Genomic DNA, 16,891 nt, shown 5'->3' with positions numbered 1-16,891 from the left:
TGTCCACAGGACCGGTGCCCACCACCATCCCACGCCGCCTCACCGCAGCCTTCGCCGCCGTGTTCCTCGCCGCCGGCTGCACCGCCGGCGGCGATTCCTCCAGCGGCCCCGGGGCCGAAGCGAAGCAGACCATCGAGGTCTGGCACGGCTGGAGCGCCCCGCACGAGGTCAAGGCGTTCGAGGACGCCGTCGCCGGCTTCAACAAGGCCCACCCCAACATCACCGTCAAACTCGTCAAGGGCCAGACCGACGACCGCATCACCAACGCCATCCGCGGCGGCAACCCGCCCGACGTGGTGTCGTCCTTCACCACCGACAGCGTCGGCCAGTGGTGCCAGAGCGGCGCCTGGCAGAACCTCGCCCCCTACATCGCCAAGTCCAAGCTGGACCTGAACCAGTTCCCCAAGGCCGTGCAGCAGTACACCCAGTACAAGGGCGTCCGGTGCGCGATGCCGCTGCTGGCCGACGCCTACGGGCTCTACTACAACAAGAAGCTGATGAAGGGCGAGCAGCCGCCCAAGACGATGAGCGAGCTGACCGCGCTGGCCAAGAAGCTCACCGTCCGCGCCCCCGACGGCACCATCAAGGTCGCCGGGTTCATGCCGTCCGCCCAGTACTACGAGCACCAGACCCAGCACCTCGCGCCCCAGTTCGGCGTGACGTGGCTGACCCCCGGCGGCACGTCGAACTTCGCCGCCGACCCCGCCGTCACCGCGTACCTGGAGTGGAGCAAGAGCCTCCTCGACTGGTACGGCTACGACAACGTCAAGAAGTTCCTGCGCTCGATGGGCCAGGAGTTCGAGTCGTCCAACCCCTTCCAGAAGGGGAAGGTCGCGATGGCCGTCGACGGCGAGTGGCGCACCAAGTTCATCCAGGAGGAGGCGCCGAGGCTCGACTACGGCACCGCGCCCGCGCCCGTCTCCGACGACCGCGCCGCCGGCTACGGCGGCGGGTTCCTCACCGGCACCGTCGTCGGCATCCCGCGCGGCGCCGAGCACGCGCAGGCCGCCTGGGAGTTCGTGCGGTACCTCACGACCGACACCGGCGCGCTCGTCACGTTCGCCAACGCGCTCGGCAACGTGCCGTCCACGATCCCGGCGCTGTCGTCGCCGCAGCTGAGGCTGCCGGAGCAGTTCCGCACGTTCCTCGACGTGTTCAAGAACCCCAACAGCACCACGGCCCCGCCGACGGCGAACGGCAACGACTACATCGTGCGGTTCCAGAAGTTCGTCCAGGACGAGTGGGAGCCCGGCAAGGTCCGCGACCTGCCCGCCGCGCTCAAGCGGCTCGACGGCGAGGTCGACGGGTCCCTCAAGCTCGCCGGGGGCTGACCCGTGGCCCCCGGCTCGCTGCGCCTCCCGCTCCCGGGGGCGCGGACCGGGACGGCGGCGGCGCGGGCGCGCCGCCGCCGGCGCCTCCGCGTCCTGGCGTTCCTGTCCCCCTGGCTGGCGGGGTTCGGGCTGTTCTTCGCCTACCCGCTCGCCGCCACCGTCTACTTCTCCTTCACCCGTTACGACCTGTTCACCCTGGAGTACACCGGCCTCGACAACTACGCCTACCTGCTGCACGACAGGGAGGCGTGGACCGCGATGCGGAACACGCTGTGGCTGGTGGCCGTCCTCGTCCCCCTGCGGGTGCTGTTCGGGCTCGGCGTCGCCCAGCTCCTCACCCGGATCAGGCGCGGCGGGAACCTGCTGCGCGCCGTCCTCTACCTGCCGTACCTGATCCCGCCGGTGTCGGCCACGGTCGCGTTCGTGTTCCTGCTCAACCCCGGCACCGGCCCCTTCCCAGCCCTCACCGAGCGGCTCGGGTTCACCCTGCCGGACTTCTTCAACGACGCCGCCTGGGCCAAGCCCGGCCTCACGCTGCTCGCCCTGTGGGCGGTCGGCGACGTGATGATCATCATGCTGGCGGCGCTGCTGAACGTGCCCGCGTCGCTGTACGAGGCCGCCGCCATCGACGGCGCCGGCGCCTGGTCGCGGTTCCGGCACATCACGCTGCCGTCCATCTCCCCCGTGCTGGCGTTCTCCGCCGTCACCGGCGTCATCGAGGCGCTGCAGTACTTCACCCAGCCGATGGTGGCGGGCAAGGTCGCCTCCGGGCGCGCCGACCTGCCCGGCACCCAGTACGCGCCCGGCTACCCCGACGGATCCACGCTGACGTTCCCGCAGTGGCTCTACGACCAGGGGTTCCGGCAGTTCAACATGGGCTACGCGTGCGTGCTCGCGCTGGTCATGTTCGCCACCGCGATGGTGTTCACGCTCTTCCTGCTGCGCCGGTTCCGCGCGTTCACCGGGGAGGAGGCCGGATGACCCGCGGAGGGCGGGCGCGCCGCGTCCTGCAGTGGGTCGCCGTGCACGCCGTCGCCGTCGCGCTCGCCGTGATGTTCCTGGCGCCGCCGGCGTTCATGCTGCTGACCGCGGTGATGTCCGACCGGCAGGCGCTCAGCGGCGACCTGTGGCCGGACGGCTGGCACCTCGCGAACTTCGCCGACGTGTTCAGCGGCGACATGGTCCGCTGGACGGTCAACAGCACCGTGTACGCGGCCCTGTCGACGGTGTTCATGCTGGTGTCCAGCGTCCCGGTGGCGTACGCGCTGGCGCGGTTCCGGTTCCGCGGCCGCAACGCCGCGTTCGTCGTGGTGATCGCGGCGATGATGCTGCCGCCGCAGGTCACCATGGTGCCGCTGTACATCGTGTGGGCGCGGCTCGGGCTCACCGGCACGCTGTGGCCGCTGATCATCCCGCAGCTGTTCGGCGACGCGTTCTCCATCTTCCTGCTGCGCCAGTTCCTCGTGACGATCCCCCGCGAGTACGCCGACGCCGCCCGCGTGGACGGCTGCGGGGAGCTGCGCACGATGCTGCGGGTCGTGCTGCCGATGGCGAAGCCGGCACTGGCGGCGGTCGCGCTGTTCCAGTTCTTCTACTGCTGGAACGACTACTTCCGGCCGCTGGTGTACGCCGACCCCGACCACTGGACGCTCGCGATCGGCGTCGCCACGTTCCGCGCCGCCCACCACGTGGAGTGGAACCTCACCATGGCGGCGACGCTGCTGACGATCCTGCCGGTGCTCGTGGTGTTCATGCTCGCCCAGCGGGTGTTCATCCAGGGTGTGACGTTGACGGGAGTGAAGGGTTGAAGCTGACGGTCATCGGGGGCGGGTCCACCTACACCCCCGAACTGGTCGAGGGGATCGCGGTGGCGCACGCGGCGCTGCCGGTGTCGGAGCTGGTGCTCGCCGACCCCGACGCGCGGCGGCTGGAGCTCGTCGGCGGCCTCACGCGGCGGATGCTGGCCCGCGCCGGGCATCCGGCGCGGGTCGTCACCGCCGAGGTCGCCGCCGCCGGCGACCTCGACGCGGCGGTGGCGGACGCGGCGGTCGTCCTGCTGCAGCTGCGGGTCGGCGGGCAGGCCGCCCGGCACGTCGACGAGACGCTGCCGCTGGCGTGCGGCTGCGTCGGGCAGGAGACGACCGGCGCCGGCGGCCTGGCCAAGGCGCTGCGCACCGTCCCGGTCGTGCTGGACATCGCCGCGCGCGTCGCCGCCCGCGCCCCCGACGCGTGGATCATCGACTTCACCAACCCGGTCGGCATCGTCACCCGCGCGCTGCTGGACGCCGGGCACCGCGCCGTCGGGCTGTGCAACGTCGCGATCGGGTTCCAGCGGCGCGCTGCGGCGCTGCTCGGCGTCGAGCCCGGCCGGATCGGCCTCGGCCACGCCGGGCTGAACCACCTCACCTGGGTGCGGTCGGTGCGGCGGGACGGGCGGGAGGTCCTGCCGGAGCTGCTCGACCGGCACCCGGACGCGCTCGCCGCGATCTCCGGGCTGCCCGCGCCGTTCCTGCGCGGTCTCGGCGCCGTCCCGTCCTACTACCTGCGCTACTTCTACGACCACGACCGCGTGGTCGAGGAGCAGCGCGGCGCGCGGTCGCGGGCCGAGGAGGTCGCGGCGCTCGAGCGCGACCTCCTCGCCCAGTACGCCGACCCGAAGCTGGACGCCAAGCCCGCCCGGCTCGCCGAGCGCGGCGGCGCGTTCTACTCCGAGGCCGCGGTGCGGCTCGCGGTGTCGCTGCTGGCCGGGCGCGGCGACGTGCAGGTCGTCAACGTCCGCAACCACGGGACGCTGCCGTTCCTGGACGACCGCGCCGTCATCGAGGTGCCGGCGCGGATCACCGCGTCCGGCGCGGTGCCGCTGCCCGTCCCGGCCGTCGAGCCGCTGTTCGCGGGGCTGATCGCGCACGTGTCGGGCTACGAGGAGCTGGCCCTGGACGCGGCGCTGCGCGGCGGCGTCGACCGGGTCGCGGCCGCGCTGCTCGCGCACCCCCTCGTCGGGCAGCGCGAGCCGGCCGAGCGGCTCGCCCGCGACCTGGTCGCCGCCAACCGCGCGCACCTGCCGTGGGCGGCGTGATGGCCGCCCGCGGCGGCCATCGCGCCCCGGGCGTGCTCGTCGCCGTGGACGGCGGCAACAGCAAGACCGACGCGGCGGTGCTGGGCGCCGGCGGGGAGCTGCTCGCCACCGCGCGCGGCGGCGGGTTCCACCCGCAGGCGGGCGGGCTCGACGCGGCGCTGGACGCGCTGGACGCGGTGGTCGCCGCCGCGCTGCGCGACGCGGGCGCCCGCCCCGGCGACGTCGCGCACCTCGCCGCCTACATGGCCAACGTCGACCTGCCGGACGAGGAGGAGCGGCTGGAGAAGCTGCTGCTGGCCCGCGGCGCCGCGCCGGGCGTCACGGTCGGCAACGACACGTTCGCGCTGCTGCGCACGGCCGCCACCGAGGGGTGGGGCGTCGCCGTGGTGTGCGGCGCGGGCATCAACTGCGCGGGCGTCGGGCCCGACGGCCGCACCGCCCGGTTCCCCTCGCTCGGGCCGCACACCGGCGACTGGGGCGGCGGCGCCGCGCTCGGCCGGGCCGCGCTGTGGCACGCCATCCGCGGCGAGGACGGCCGCGGCCCCGCGACGGCGCTGACCGCGGCGGTCGCCGCGCACTTCGGTGTCCGGCGGGCGATCGACGTCGGGCTCGGGCTCCATCTCGGCGAGTTCGACGAGGGGCGCCTCACCGCGCTCGCGCCCGTGCTGTTCGACGTCGCCGAGGCGGGCGACGAGGTGGCGCGGGAGGTGGTGGCGCGGCTCGCCGACGAGGTCGCGGTGCTCGGGTCGGTGGCGCTGCGGAGGCTGGACCTGCTGGAGGAGCCCGCCGACGTCGTGCTCGGCGGCGGGGTGCTCGCGGCGCGCCGCCCGCTGCTGATGGACGCCGTCGCCGCCCGCTACGCCGACCTCGCCCCCCGCGCCCGGCTCCTCGTCCCCGCGGACCCACCGCTGCTCGGCGCGGCGCTGCTCGCCCTCGACCACGCCGGCGCGCCGCCGTCCGCCCACGACACGCTCCGGGCCACGTTCCGCCGCCGCCGGCCTTGACGTTGTAAGGTTCGGCCGGGGAGGGCAGAGGCATGCTGATCGGATTCGCCGTGCCGGGGTCGGGCGCGTGGGCGACGCCCGCGAACCAGGTGACGGTGGCGCAGCGGGCCGAGGAGCTCGGCTACCGCTCGCTGTGGACGCTGCAGCGCGTCCTCAACCCCGCCGGGTCCGCGGACCGCACCTACCGGGGCGTCCCGGACCCGTTCGTCACGCTGGCCTTCCTGGCCGGGCACACCGCCCGGGCGCGGCTCGGCGTGGCGATCGCCAACCTGCCGTTCTACGCGCCGCCGGTCCTCGCCAAGCAGGCCGCCACCCTCGACCGCATCAGCGGCGGGCGGCTCGACCTCGGCCTCGGGCTCGGCTGGATGCGCGAGGAGTTCGCCGCGGCGGGCGCGCCGATGGCGCGGCGCGGCGCCCGCGCGGAGGAGTGCCTCGCCGTGCTGCGCGGGCTGTGGAGCGGCGCCGCGACCGAGTTCCACGGCGAGTTCTACGACGTCCCGCCGGTCGTGATGGAGCCGCCGCCCGTGCAGTCGCCGCTGCCGGTGCTGCTGGGCGGCGCCGCCGAGCCGGCGCTGCGGCGCGCCGGGCGGCTCGCCGACGGCTGGGTCAGCTCCAGCCGCGCCGACCTCGCCGTGATCGGCCGCTCCATCGGCATCGTCCGGGAGGCCGCCGAGGAGGCGGGGCGGGACGCGGGCGCGCTGCGGTTCGTGTGCCGGGGCGCGGTGCGGCTGCGCCCGGCCGGACGGGCGGGCCGGCGGCCCCTCACCGGCTCCTACGAGGAGATCGCCGCCGACCTGGAGGCGCTCGCCGCGCAGGGCGTCACCGAGGCGTTCGTCGACCTGAACTTCGACCCCGAGGTGACCGGCCCCGACGCCGACCCGGGCGCCTCCCTCGACCGCGCCCTGGAGGCCCTGGAGGTCTTCGCGCCGCGCGGCTGAGCGCGCGAGCGGAGCAGGCCGGCCGGGCAGCCCGGCGGCGGGCGGGCTAGAGAGGCGGGCGGCGCGCCTCCCACGGGGTGCTGAGCACCACGGTGGTCCGGGTCGCGACGTTCGCGGCGGCGCGGATCTTCTGGAGCAGGTCCTCCAGCTCGTTGGGGGACGCGACCCGCACCTTGAGGATGTAGCTCTCGTCCCCGGCCACCGAGTGGCACGCCTCGATCGCCTGGAGGTGCGCGAGCCGGTCGGGGGCGTCGTCGGGCGCAGCCGGGTCGATCGGCTTGATCGACACGAACGCGGTCAGCGGCAACCCGATCTGCTGGCTGTCCAGCTGCGCGGCGAACCCCCGGATCGCGCCGCGCTTCTGCAGCCGCCGCACCCGCTGGTGCACCGCCGACACCGACAGCCCCGTCTCCTTGGCCAGGTCGGTGAAGCTCATCCGCCCGTCGTCGGCGAGCAGCGCCATGATCTGACGATCGATCTCCTCCACCCGGGAAATCTAGCGCGCCGGAGGCCGTCCGCGCGTCCCCATAGATCACGGATCGGCCGTCATCGGCCGATTTCCGGCCGCGGGGCCGGGCGGGCCGGGGGTCAGCGGCGCGCGGGCCGCAGCGGGCCGCAGCTGCCGCGCACCACCAGCTCGGTCGGCAGCAGCACCGGGCCGCCCCTGCCCCGCCGGGCGGGCTCGCGCAGCAGCAGCTCGCAGGCGCGGTAGCCGATGTCGTGGCCGGGGCGGGCGACGGCGGTCAGCGGCGGGTCGCACAGCTCCGCCCACGCCACGTCGTCCACCATCGCGATCGACACGTCGGCGGGGACCCGCAGGTCCAGCTCGCGGGCGACCAGCACGGCCGCCTCGCCGAGCAGGTGCCCGGCGGCCAGGACCGCGGTGACGTCGGCGCGGCGCTGCAGCAGCCCGGCCGCGGCTGCGTAGGCGGCGTCGCGGGCCGGGCGGGCGGCGACGACCAGGTCCTCCTCCACCGGGACGCCGAGCTGGGCGAGGGTGTCGCGGAACGCGCGCTCGCGCACCCCGGCGGGCGTGCCGGGGGCGCCGCCGAGGAAGCCGATGCGCCGGTGCCCGAGCCCGGCGAGGTACTCGGTGAGGGACCGGACGCCGCCCGCGTCGTCGGCGAGCACGGCCGGGACGTCGGCCATGCCGGGCAGCACCCGGTCGGCGAACACGACGCTGGAGCACACCCGGGCGGCGCCCCGCCAGTCGGCCTCGGTCCCGGCGGGCACCGCGATGATCCCGTCCACCCGCTGCGCGACGAGCCGCTCCACGATCTCGGCCTCGCGGGAGGGGTCGCCGTGCGCGGCGTCGACGATGACGTGCTCGCCGAGGCTGCGGGCGCACGCCAGCACCCCGGCGACCAGCTCGGCGCGGAACGGGTCGGTGACGTCCGGGACGATCAGTCCGATGCCGCCGCTGCGGCGCAGCTTCAGGCCGCGGCCGAGGGCGCTCGGGCGGTAGTCCAGCTCGCCCGCGGCGGCCAGCACCCGCTCCCGGGTGGCCGAGCTCACCGAGCCGCCGGAGAACACCCGCGACACGGTCGCGATGCCGACGCCCGCCGCCGCGGCCACGTCCTTGATCGTCGCCGGACCCTGGCGCACCGCCCGCCACCTCCCGATTCGCCGCTTTTCGATGATCTTATCCGGTGCGGCGCTCCCATGGAAACGATTCCATGATGTTTACTCCTTCCAGTGATGCAAAACCCCTGTTCGGCAGGGGGTAATGGAAACGTTTCCATGAAAGGGATCCGATGGCCAAGATCGTGCTGGACCGGGTCGACAAGGTGTACAGCGGCGGCGTCAAGGCCGTGGACGGGCTCGACCTGGAGATCCGGGACGGGGAGTTCATGGTGCTCGTCGGCCCGTCCGGCTGCGGCAAGTCCACCGCGCTGCGGATGATCGCCGGGCTGGAGGAGATCAGCGGCGGGAAGATCTCCATCGGCGACCAGGTCGTCAACGACCTCGCCCCCAAGGACCGCGACATCGCGATGGTCTTCCAGAACTACGCGCTCTACCCGCACATGACCGTCGAGCAGAACCTGGCGTTCGGCCTCAAGCTGCGCGGCACCCCGAAGGCGGAGATCAAGGCCAAGGTCCGCGACGCCGCCAAGATGCTCGGCCTGGAGCAGTTCCTGTCCCGCAAGCCCGCCGCGCTGTCGGGCGGCCAGCGCCAGCGCGTCGCGATGGGCCGCGCGATCGTCCGCGAGCCGCAGGCGTTCCTGATGGACGAGCCGCTGTCGAACCTGGACGCCAAGCTCCGCGTGTCCATGCGCGCCTCCCTCAGCCAGCTGCACGAGCGGCTCGGCGTCACCACCGTGTACGTCACCCACGACCAGATCGAGGCCATGACGCTCGGCACGCGGGTGTGCGTGCTGCGCGAGGGCGTGCTGCAGCAGGTCGACACCCCGCAGCGGCTGTTCGACAGCCCCGTCAACCTGTTCGTCGCCGGGTTCATCGGGTCGCCCGCGATGAACTTCGTCCTCGCCGACCTCGGCACCGGCGACGGCGGCGCGCGGGTCTCCTTCGCCGGGTACACGCTGCCGGTGCCGGCGTCGGTGCTGAACGACAAGCCCGGCCTCCAGGACTACCTGGGCCGCAAGGTCATCCTCGGCATCCGCCCGTCCGACTTCGAGGACGCCGCGCACGCCAACCCCGAGTGGGCGCCGATGCCGGTGCGCAGCAGCGTCACCGAGGAACTCGGCAGCGAGATCAACGTCATCTTCACCATCGACGCCCCGCCGGTCGAGCACAAGGACACCGCCGACCTCGCCGAGGACGCCGAGGCCGACGGCGACATGGCGATCCCGCTGGTCGACAACAAGGCGCTGTGGACGGCGCGCGTCAACTCCCGCTCGCACGTGCGGCCGGGCCAGGACGTGCAGCTCGCCGTCGACACCCGCCGGCTGCACTTCTTCGACCCGTCCAGCGGCCTGGCGATCGGCCACCCGGACGCGGCGGCCCGGCACGGCGCCGCGGACCTGCGCAAGTAACACCCGGCGCCGGACCCGGCGACGCCCTCCGGCCCGCGCGGGCCGGAGGGCGTCGTCGTGTTCCGTCGGGGCTACTTCACCGAGCCCGCGAGGACGCCCTGCACGAAGTACCGCTGGAAGGCGAAGAACACGGCCAGCGGGACGATCAGCGACAGGAACGCGCCGGGCGCGAGGATGTCGATGTTGCCGGTGAACTGCCGCATCTGGGACTGCAGCCACTTGGTCATCGGCTGCGACTCGGTGTCGGCGAACACCAGCGCGACCAGCAGGTCGTTCCACACCCACAGGAACTGGAAGATGCCGAGCGAGGCGATCGCCGGGCCGCCCAGCGGGAAGATCACCCGCCGGAAGATCGTCCACTCCGAGCCGCCGTCCATCCGCGCCGCCTCCAGCAGGTCGCGGGGGATCGCGGCGAAGAAGTTGCGGAGCAGGAAGATCGCGAACGGCAGCCCGAACGCGACGTGGAACAGCACCACGCCGGTGACCGACCCGAACATCTGGAACCCGCCGAACTCGATCGCCCCGTACAGCTTGGCGACCGGGATCAGCGCGACCTGGACCGGCACCACCAGCAGCGCCACCACGATGATGAACAGCCAGTCCCGCCCGGGGAACTCCATCCACGCGAACGCGTAGGCGGCCAGCGAGGCGATCACCACCACCAGCAGCGTCGCCGGGACGGTGATCAGCACCGTGTTCCAGAACGAGTCGACGAAGTCGCCCTTGTCCAGCAGCGCGCTGTAGGACTCCATCGTCAACTGCGTCGGCTTGGCGAACACGTTCCACCAGCCGTCGGCGCTGTTGTCCTCGTTGGAGCGCAGCGACGCCACCAGCAGCCCGAGCGTCGGGACGAGCCAGAACAGCGCGATCAGCACCAGCAGCGCCTGCGCGACGCCGCCGCCGATCCGGCCGACGATCCGGGCGGCGATGCCACGCCGCGGCGCGCCCGCCGCGCCGCCGCCCTCCGCCGGCGCCTTCGTGGGTTCCACCGCGGTGCTCATTTGCGCTCCTGCCGCAGTCGCCGGACGTTGAACAGCATGGCGGGCAGCACCAGCAGGAACAGCAGCACGGCGATCGCGCTGCCGGCGCCCTGGTCGCCGCCCCCGCCGAACGACACCGTCCACATCTGCAGCGCCAGCACGCTGGCGTTCGGATCCCCGCCGCCGATGATGAAGACGAGGTCGAAGACCTTCAGGACGTTGATCACCAGCGTCACCAGCACCACCATCAGGACGGGCGCGAGCAGCGGGATCGTCACCCGCCGGAACACCTGCCACTCGGTGGCGCCGTCCACCCGGGCCGCCTCCAGCGCGTCGCGGGGGATCGCGGCGAGCCCGGCGGCGATCAGCACCATCGCGAACCCGGACCACACCCACAGGTACGACCCGATGATCGCGGGGGTGATGAGGGTGCTGCCGAGCCATTCGGCGCCGCGGTAGGCGCCGGTGAAGTTGTCCTTGGGCAGCCGCACCGTGTACGTCCCGTCGGGGACGTCCTTCATCGTGAAGGTGCCGTCGGCCTCCGTGGTGGCCTTGGCGACCACCTTGCCGTCCTTCACCGCCTCGACCTTGATGCCGGGCAGGCCCGACTCCCCCGCGTTGGGGGTGTTCTGCTGCCCGCCGCCGCCGCGGGTGAAGTCGAACCAGACCGTCCCGGTCAGCTGCCCCGGCTTCGCGGCGGGCGGCTGCGCGGCCGGCTCGGCGTCCTTCGGCAGGTACTCCTGCTTGACCTTCAGCAGCGGGACGAGCGCGCTCTGCCCGGCCTGGTAGGAGTTCACGGTGACGACCCCGCCGCCCTCCGCACGGACCGGCGCGTCGCCGCCGCTGCGCGGACCGGCGCCAGGGTAGGTCGTGCCCTGCGCGAAGGTGTCGTGGATCGCGACGAGCGCCGCGTTCGCGACGCCCTTGTCGGGGTCCATCTGGTACACCAGCCGGAAGATCACACCGGAGGCGAGGAAGGAGATCGCCATCGGCATGAACACCACGAGCTTGAACACCGTCGCCCACCGGATCCGCTCGGTGAGCACGGCGAACACCAGGCCGATGATGGTGACGATGGTCGGGGCCACCACCACCCAGATCGCGGTGTTGCGGACCGCGACGAGGTTGTCGTGCCCCTGGAAGACCCCGGTGTAGTTGTCGACGCCGACGAACGAGTCGCCCGAGGCGTCGAAGAAGCTCCGGATCACCGAGTAGACGATCGGGTAGACGACCAGGAAGCCGAGCAGCAGCAGCGCCGGCAGCAGGAACGTCAGGGCGAGCCAGGACGGCGGGGTCAGCCGCTCGCGTCCCCGGCGGGCGCCGGGCCGCCGGGCGGCCGGTACGTCGACGGCGGCGGCGCCGCCGGCCGTCGCGGCCGGCGGCACCTCCTCATTGCGAGCCTTCATCCAGGGGTCCCCTACTTGTCGGCCCTACGCGTGCGCGTCACTTGTACGCCTTGGCGGCCTCGGCCTCCAGCTTGGCCTGCGTGCCCTTGACGTCGGTCGGCTTCATCACGAACTGGCGCAGCGCCTCCCACTCGCCCTTGCCGGGCGTCGCGCCGAACGCGGCGGGCGCCAGGTCCGACATGTCGTAGCGGGCGGCGTCGCCGGACTGCTGGAGCTGGCCGATCAGCTGCTTGGCGATCGGGTCGGAGTAGGCGTCCGGCGGGACGTTCTTGTTCGGCGTCAGGTAGCCGCCGAGCCCGGCCCAGACCTTGCCGGCCTCCGGGGAGGCGAGGAACTTCATCAGCTCCTGCGCGCCCTTGCCGTCCTTCAGCGCGACCGCGACGTCGCCGCCGAGGATCGCCGGGGCGGTGTCGCCGGCCTTCGGGAAGGCGAACACCTTGGCGTCGGTGCCGACCTTGGCCTTGGTGGTGGCGATGTTCGCGGCGGCGAAGTCGCCGCCGTAGACCATCGCGGCCTTCTGCTGGCCGAAGACCTGGGTGACCGACTCGTCGAACTTGGTCTTGGTCGCCGCGGCGACGCCGCCGTTGAGGTAGTCGGCCTTGCCCCAGATCTGCGCGAGGGTCTCCAGCGCCTTGCCGACCGTCGGGTCGGTCCACTTGATCTCGTGCTTGGCGAGCTTGTCGTAGTTCTCCGGGCCCGCCTGCGACAGGTAGACGTTCTCGAACCAGTCGGTGAGGGTCCAGGAGTCCTGCGGGCCGGCGGCGAGGGTGAACGGGGTGCTGCCCGCGTCCTGCAGCGTGCCGGACGCCTTGACCAGGTCGGCCCACGCCGCGGGCGGCTGCACGCCGGCCTCGGAGAACGCGTCCGGCCGGTACCACAGGATCGACTTGTAGGCGGCCTTGACCATCACGCCGTAGGTCTTGCCGCCGGAGGAGCCGAGCTCCTTCCAGTACGGCGCGAAGTTGTTGCCGACCTCGGTGACGACGTCGGCGGAGAGCGGCTTCAGCGAGCCCTTCTGCGCGTACTGCTGCATCAGGCCGGGCTGCGGCAGGATCGCCACGTCCGGCGGGTTGCCGGCCTCGATGCGCGGGCCGAGGTAGGCGTCGGTGTTCTCACCGGTGGAGGCGTAGTTGACCTTCGCCCCGGTCTTCTGCTCGAACGCCTGCAGCACCTTGCGGAAGTTGGTCTCCTCCGCGCCGGTCCACTTGGCGGCCACCTCGATCGTGGTGCCCTTCAGCGCTCCCCCGCCGGCGGGCGTGGAGCCGTCACTGCCGCCGTCGTCGTCGCCGCCGCACGCGGCTGCCGACGACAGGAGCAGTCCCGCCGCGACGGCGGCTCCCATCATTCTGCTGACCCTCATTCTTCATCCTCCCTGGACGGACCGGCGGCGTCCGATCCCCAGATCGCCGCGCCGGACTCGATATCGAAGAAATGCAGGCGGCCGGTGTCGACGCGGATCGTCACCGGGTCGCCCACCTTCACGCGGGTGCGCGGGCTGAACCGCGCGACCAGGTCCGTGCGGGGGCTCTCCAGGTGCCCCAGCACGTCGGTCCCCGCGTCGCGGGCGAGTTCCCTGGTGTCCTCGGTGACGACCTGGGACGCCTCGATCGCGAAGTGGACCAGCACGTCCGAGCCCATCGCCTCGACGAGGTCGGCGGTGGAGGTGAGCCCGGACCCCGCGGGCGCCTCCACGAGCTCGGAGTCCTCCATGTCCTCGGGGCGGATGCCGACGACGACGTCGCTCCCGAGGCGGGACGCCAGGGCCGGGCGCTCGGTCAGCACCTCGGCCGGCAGCGCCAGGGTCTGGCCGCCGATCTCCAGGCGCGGGTTCGCCGCGTCCCCGGACAGCGTGCCCTGGACCAGGTTCATGGCGGGCGAGCCGATGAAGCCGGCGACGAACAGGTTGGCCGGCCGGTCGTAGAGCTCCTGCGGCGGCGCGACCTGCTGCAGCTCGCCCTTCTTCATCACCGCGACGCGGTCGCCGAGCGTCATCGCCTCGGTCTGGTCGTGGGTGACGTAGATCGTGGTGACGCCGAGGTCGCGCTGGATGCGGGCGATCTCGGCGCGCATCTGGACGCGGAGCTTGGCGTCGAGGTTGGACAGCGGCTCGTCCATCAGGAACGCCTGCGGCTCGCGGACGATCGCGCGGCCCATCGCGACGCGCTGCCGCTGCCCGCCCGACAGGTTGCGGGGCTTGCGCGACAGGTGGTCGGTGAGGCCGAGGATCTCGGCGGCCCGGTCGACCTTCTCCCGGATCTCGGCCTTCGGCAGCTTGCGCAGCGACAGCCCGAAGCCGATGTTGTCGCGCACCGACAGGTGCGGGTAGAGCGCGTAGCTCTGGAACACCATCGCGACGTCGCGGTCGCGGGCCGGGACGCGGTTGACGACGCGGCCCCCGATCGTCACCTCGCCCTCGGAGATGTCCTCGAGCCCGGCGACCATCCGCAGCGCGGTGGTCTTGCCGCAGCCCGAGGGGCCGACGAGCACGAGGAACTCCCCGTCGGCGATGTGGAGGTTCAGGTCGGTGACGGCCCGGGTGCCGTCGGGATAGACCTTCCCGACGCTGGTCAGGTCGACCTCTGCCACGGCGTCTCCTCTTCTTCACGGCACGGCTCCGGCAAGGGGGAGAAACCCGATTTACCCCCGCGTAACAATGCATCTAGGTGGTACAGGGCCGACCACCCCGGCCGCAATACGCACGGCGCTTCGCTGATGGTTTTGGTGCAGAGATCGTTACCGACCCGTTTTACGGTGCGTTTCGCCCTGTCCGAAACATCGCGAGGGTGCGGACGCAAACCCGTCCGCACCCTCGCCTCCGTCGCGCCGCGGCGGGGTCAGTCCACGACCACCAGGCCCCGCTCGGTGACGTTCATCGGCTCGTAGCCGTCCTCGGTGCACACGACGATGTCCTCGATGCGGGCGCCGTGCGGGCCGGGGTAGATGCCCGGCTCGATGGAGAACGCCATGCCCGGCTCCAGCGGCTCCCGGTTCCCGGCGACGATGTAGGGGTCCTCGTGCGACTCCAGGCCGATGCCGTGGCCGGTGCGGTGGAAGAAGTGCTCGCCGTGCCCGGCCGCGGCGATGATGTCGCGGCCCGCCGCGTCCACCGCCTCGGGCGTCGCGCCCGGCCGCACGGCCTCGCACGACGCGCGCTGCGCCTCCTCCAGCACCGCGTAGTAGGCGCGGTAGTCGGCGGGCGGCTCCCCGACGCAGTAGTTGCGGGTGGAGTCCGAGCAGTAGCCGCTCGGCATCGTCCCGCCGATGTCGACGACGACGGGCTCGCCGGGCCGGATCACGCGGTCCGACAGCTCCGCGTGCGGGTTCGCGCCGTTCGGGCCGGACCCGACGATGACGAAGTCGACGCGGGCGTGACCCTCGGCGATGATGGCGTCGGCGATGTCGCGGCCGACCCCCCGCTCGGTGCGGCCGGCCTTGAGCAGGCCGGGCACGAGGCGGTGCACGCGGTCGATCGCGGCGCCGGCCTCGCGCAGCGCCGCGACCTCGGCGGCGGACTTGCGCATCCGCAGCTCGCGCAGCACCGGCCCGGCCGCGACCTGCTCGGCGCCGGGCAGCGCGGCGCGGAACCGCAGCGCCATGACCGCCCACATCCGGTCGGCGACGCCGATCTTCCCCGCCTTCGGCAGCCGGGCCGCGGTCAGCGCGTACGGGTCGTCGGTCTCGTCCCACGGCACCAGCTCGACGCCGAGCTCCCCGACCGGGGACTCCTGCGCGGCGGGCAGCTCGAGCCGCGGGACGACCAGGAACGGCTCCCCCTCGGCGGGCACCGCGAGGCACGTGAGGCGCTCCAGCTGCAGCGCCTCGTAGCCGGTGACGTAGCGCAGGTCGGGGCCGGGGGTCAGCAGCACGGCGCCGAGGCCCGCCTTCGCCGTCGCCTCCCGCACCCGGCCGATGCGCTCCGGCGGATACAACTCCGTTGTCACACCCGTCTCCATTCTCAGGTCCTGTCCGATGGCGGTACCAGGATCCCAGGAGCGGCGGAGCGGCGGAGCGTCGGACCCGCGTGGGAGCATGGCGCCATGAGCGGGTTGATGCTGCTGGACACGCCGTCGCTGTACTTCCGCGCCTTCTACGGGGTGCCCGAGTCGGTGACGGCGCCGGACGGGACGCCGGTGAACGCGGTGCGCGGGCTGATCGACATGATCGCGCGCCTCGTCCAGGACCGCGCGCCGGACCGCCTGGTCTGCTGCATGGACGCCGACTGGCGGCCGGCGTTCCGGGTGGCGGCGCTGCCGTCCTACAAGGCGCACCGCGTGGCCGACGACGGCGGCGACCAGACCCCGGACGCGCTGGAGGCGCAGCTCCCGGTGATCGACGCGGTGCTGGACGCGGTCGGCCTGGCCCGGGTGGGCGTCGCCGGCTACGAGGCCGACGACGTGATCGGCACGCTCGCGGTGCGCGGCGCCGCCGCGGGGCCGGTCGACATCGTCACCGGCGACCGCGACCTGTTCCAGCTCGTCGACGACACCGGCCCGGTCGCCGTCCTCTACACCGCGCGCGGCATCCGGAACCTGCAGGTGATGGGCGAGAAGGAGGTCGCGGCCAAGTACGGCATCCCGGGCCGCGGCTACGGCGACTACGCGACGCTGCGCGGCGACCCCAGCGACGGGCTGCCGGGGGTGCCCGGCGTCGGCGACAAGACGGCCGCCGCGCTGGTCACCCGCTTCGGCTCGGTCGACGGCATCCTCGCCGCGCTGGACGCGGGCACCGACGCGGGCTTCCCGGCGGGCGCCCGCCGCCGCATGGAGGCGGCCCGCGAGTACCTGGCCGCCGCCGAGACGGTGGTGCGGGTGGTCACCGACATCGACGCCCCGGAGCTGGCGGCCCTGGACGACCGCCTCCCCGCCGAGCCCCGCGACGCCGAGGCCCTGGTGGAGCTCGCCGACCGCTGGAACCTCGGCAGCCCCGTCAACCGCCTCCTGAACGCCCTCTCCCGCTGACCCGCCTGGAGGCCCCCCGCGACGGAACGGGCAGGGTTTCGCTGCAAGTTTCGGCAAAAGTGTCATAAGACGCAGACACGGCGTTCCGCGGCGTGCAGCATGCGAGACGGTGACGGGTTGTCATGGGCGCATGCAGACGACCGGTACCCGCGGCACTGGGCCTCACCGCCCCACTCCCCCCATGTGCCGGGGGTGCCGGTTCACC

At 73.2% G+C, this 16,891-nt stretch carries 15 protein-coding genes; 8 read left to right on the top strand and 7 right to left on the bottom strand.

All coding sequences use genetic code 11. The features are described 5' to 3' along the window. The 6 genes from ETD96_RS23765 to ETD96_RS23740 all read left to right on the top strand — a co-directional run. A partial coding sequence (locus tag ETD96_RS23765; RefSeq protein WP_338072590.1) for an ABC transporter substrate-binding protein occupies positions 1 to 1,331 on the top strand: 1,331 nt, incomplete at its 5' end. A gap of 3 nt (positions 1,332 to 1,334) precedes the next feature. Next, positions 1,335 to 2,312 carry a carbohydrate ABC transporter permease gene (locus ETD96_RS23760; RefSeq protein ID WP_240808092.1) on the top strand — a complete coding sequence of 326 codons (978 nt, stop codon included), beginning with the start codon at positions 1,335 to 1,337 and terminating at the stop codon, positions 2,310 to 2,312. Beyond that, on the top strand, positions 2,309 to 3,139 hold the full coding sequence (locus ETD96_RS23755) for a carbohydrate ABC transporter permease (protein ID WP_138638688.1): 831 nt from the start codon (positions 2,309 to 2,311) through the stop codon (positions 3,137 to 3,139). Before ETD96_RS23760 ends, ETD96_RS23755 begins: the two co-directional genes overlap by 4 nt. Further along, positions 3,136 to 4,407 (top strand): family 4 glycosyl hydrolase, encoded by a 1,272-nt coding sequence (locus ETD96_RS23750; protein ID WP_138638687.1) that lies wholly within the window; start codon positions 3,136 to 3,138, stop codon positions 4,405 to 4,407. The genes ETD96_RS23755 and ETD96_RS23750 overlap by 4 nt, the downstream gene beginning before the upstream one ends. Further along, positions 4,407 to 5,411 carry an N-acetylglucosamine kinase gene (locus ETD96_RS23745; RefSeq protein ID WP_138638690.1) on the top strand — a complete coding sequence of 335 codons (1,005 nt, stop codon included), beginning with the start codon at positions 4,407 to 4,409 and terminating at the stop codon, positions 5,409 to 5,411. The genes ETD96_RS23750 and ETD96_RS23745 overlap by 1 nt, the downstream gene beginning before the upstream one ends. A gap of 32 nt (positions 5,412 to 5,443) precedes the next feature. Then, positions 5,444 to 6,349, top strand: a complete 906-nt coding sequence (locus ETD96_RS23740) for a TIGR03619 family F420-dependent LLM class oxidoreductase (RefSeq protein WP_138638686.1) — start codon at positions 5,444 to 5,446, stop codon at positions 6,347 to 6,349. 46 nt (positions 6,350 to 6,395) lie between these two features. Here the strand turns inward: ETD96_RS23740 and ETD96_RS23735 are convergent, their stop codons facing one another. Together ETD96_RS23735 and ETD96_RS23730 are read right to left on the bottom strand one after the other, a co-directional pair. Continuing rightward, a complete protein-coding gene (locus ETD96_RS23735) occupies positions 6,396 to 6,836 on the bottom strand; it encodes an Lrp/AsnC family transcriptional regulator (protein WP_138638685.1) in 441 nt (146 codons plus the stop codon). A gap of 101 nt (positions 6,837 to 6,937) precedes the next feature. After that, entirely contained in the window at positions 6,938 to 7,954 is a 1,017-nt protein-coding gene (locus ETD96_RS23730) for a LacI family DNA-binding transcriptional regulator (protein ID WP_138638684.1), read from the bottom strand. 149 nt (positions 7,955 to 8,103) lie between these two features. Between ETD96_RS23730 and ETD96_RS23725 the strand changes: the two genes are divergently transcribed. Further along, complete coding sequence (locus ETD96_RS23725) at positions 8,104 to 9,342, top strand: ABC transporter ATP-binding protein (protein ID WP_138638683.1); 1,239 nt, start codon at positions 8,104 to 8,106, stop codon at positions 9,340 to 9,342. A 71-nt stretch (positions 9,343 to 9,413) separates the two neighbouring features. Here ETD96_RS23725 and ETD96_RS23720 read toward each other — a convergent pair whose 3' ends face one another. The 5 genes from ETD96_RS23720 to ETD96_RS23700 form a co-directional block, all read right to left on the bottom strand. After that, positions 9,414 to 10,343, bottom strand: coding sequence for a carbohydrate ABC transporter permease (locus ETD96_RS23720; RefSeq protein ID WP_138638682.1), 930 nt, complete (start codon positions 10,341 to 10,343; stop codon positions 9,414 to 9,416). Further along, a complete protein-coding gene (locus tag ETD96_RS23715) occupies positions 10,340 to 11,728 on the bottom strand; it encodes a carbohydrate ABC transporter permease (protein ID WP_138638681.1) in 1,389 nt (462 codons plus the stop codon). Before ETD96_RS23715 ends, ETD96_RS23720 begins: the two co-directional genes overlap by 4 nt. Positions 11,729 to 11,765: 37 nt before the next feature. Beyond that, on the bottom strand, positions 11,766 to 13,088 hold the full coding sequence (locus tag ETD96_RS23710) for an ABC transporter substrate-binding protein (RefSeq protein ID WP_138638680.1): 1,323 nt from the start codon (positions 13,086 to 13,088) through the stop codon (positions 11,766 to 11,768). After that, a complete protein-coding gene (locus tag ETD96_RS23705; RefSeq protein ID WP_138638679.1) occupies positions 13,085 to 14,314 on the bottom strand; it encodes an ABC transporter ATP-binding protein in 1,230 nt (409 codons plus the stop codon). The genes ETD96_RS23710 and ETD96_RS23705 overlap by 4 nt, the downstream gene beginning before the upstream one ends. Before the next feature lie 248 nt (positions 14,315 to 14,562). Then, positions 14,563 to 15,669: a M24 family metallopeptidase gene (locus ETD96_RS23700; protein ID WP_240808090.1), complete on the bottom strand. Its 1,107-nt coding sequence runs from the start codon at positions 15,667 to 15,669 to the stop codon at positions 14,563 to 14,565. Positions 15,670 to 15,765: 96 nt separating this feature from the next. On the opposite strand from ETD96_RS23700, the gene ETD96_RS23695 reads away from it, so the two are divergent. Next, positions 15,766 to 16,686, top strand: coding sequence for a 5'-3' exonuclease (locus ETD96_RS23695; RefSeq protein ID WP_138638677.1), 921 nt, complete (start codon positions 15,766 to 15,768; stop codon positions 16,684 to 16,686). Positions 16,687 to 16,891: the final 205 nt, after the last annotated feature.

The organism is Actinomadura geliboluensis (genome assembly GCF_005889745.1).
Classification (GTDB): domain Bacteria; phylum Actinomycetota; class Actinomycetes; order Streptosporangiales; family Streptosporangiaceae; genus Spirillospora; species Spirillospora geliboluensis.
Note: the sequence above shows the minus strand (reverse complement) of the source record. Positions and strands in the feature narration are given on the sequence as shown.

What these genes read in the sequence shown, in the direction of transcription:
- ETD96_RS23710 (WP_138638680.1), bottom strand. Translation starts at nt 13,088, where the DNA reads ATGAGGGTCAGCAGAATGATGGGAGCCGCCGTCGCGGCGGGACTGCTC.
- ETD96_RS23740 (WP_138638686.1), top strand. Translation starts at nt 5,444, where the DNA reads ATGCTGATCGGATTCGCCGTGCCGGGGTCGGGCGCGTGGGCGACGCCC.
- ETD96_RS23725 (WP_138638683.1), top strand. Translation starts at nt 8,104, where the DNA reads ATGGCCAAGATCGTGCTGGACCGGGTCGACAAGGTGTACAGCGGCGGC.
- ETD96_RS23720 (WP_138638682.1), bottom strand. Translation starts at nt 10,343, where the DNA reads ATGAGCACCGCGGTGGAACCCACGAAGGCGCCGGCGGAGGGCGGCGGC.
- ETD96_RS23745 (WP_138638690.1), top strand. Translation starts at nt 4,407, where the DNA reads ATGGCCGCCCGCGGCGGCCATCGCGCCCCGGGCGTGCTCGTCGCCGTG.
- ETD96_RS23695 (WP_138638677.1), top strand. Translation starts at nt 15,766, where the DNA reads ATGAGCGGGTTGATGCTGCTGGACACGCCGTCGCTGTACTTCCGCGCC.
- ETD96_RS23715 (WP_138638681.1), bottom strand. Translation starts at nt 11,728, where the DNA reads ATGAAGGCTCGCAATGAGGAGGTGCCGCCGGCCGCGACGGCCGGCGGC.
- ETD96_RS23755 (WP_138638688.1), top strand. Translation starts at nt 2,309, where the DNA reads ATGACCCGCGGAGGGCGGGCGCGCCGCGTCCTGCAGTGGGTCGCCGTG.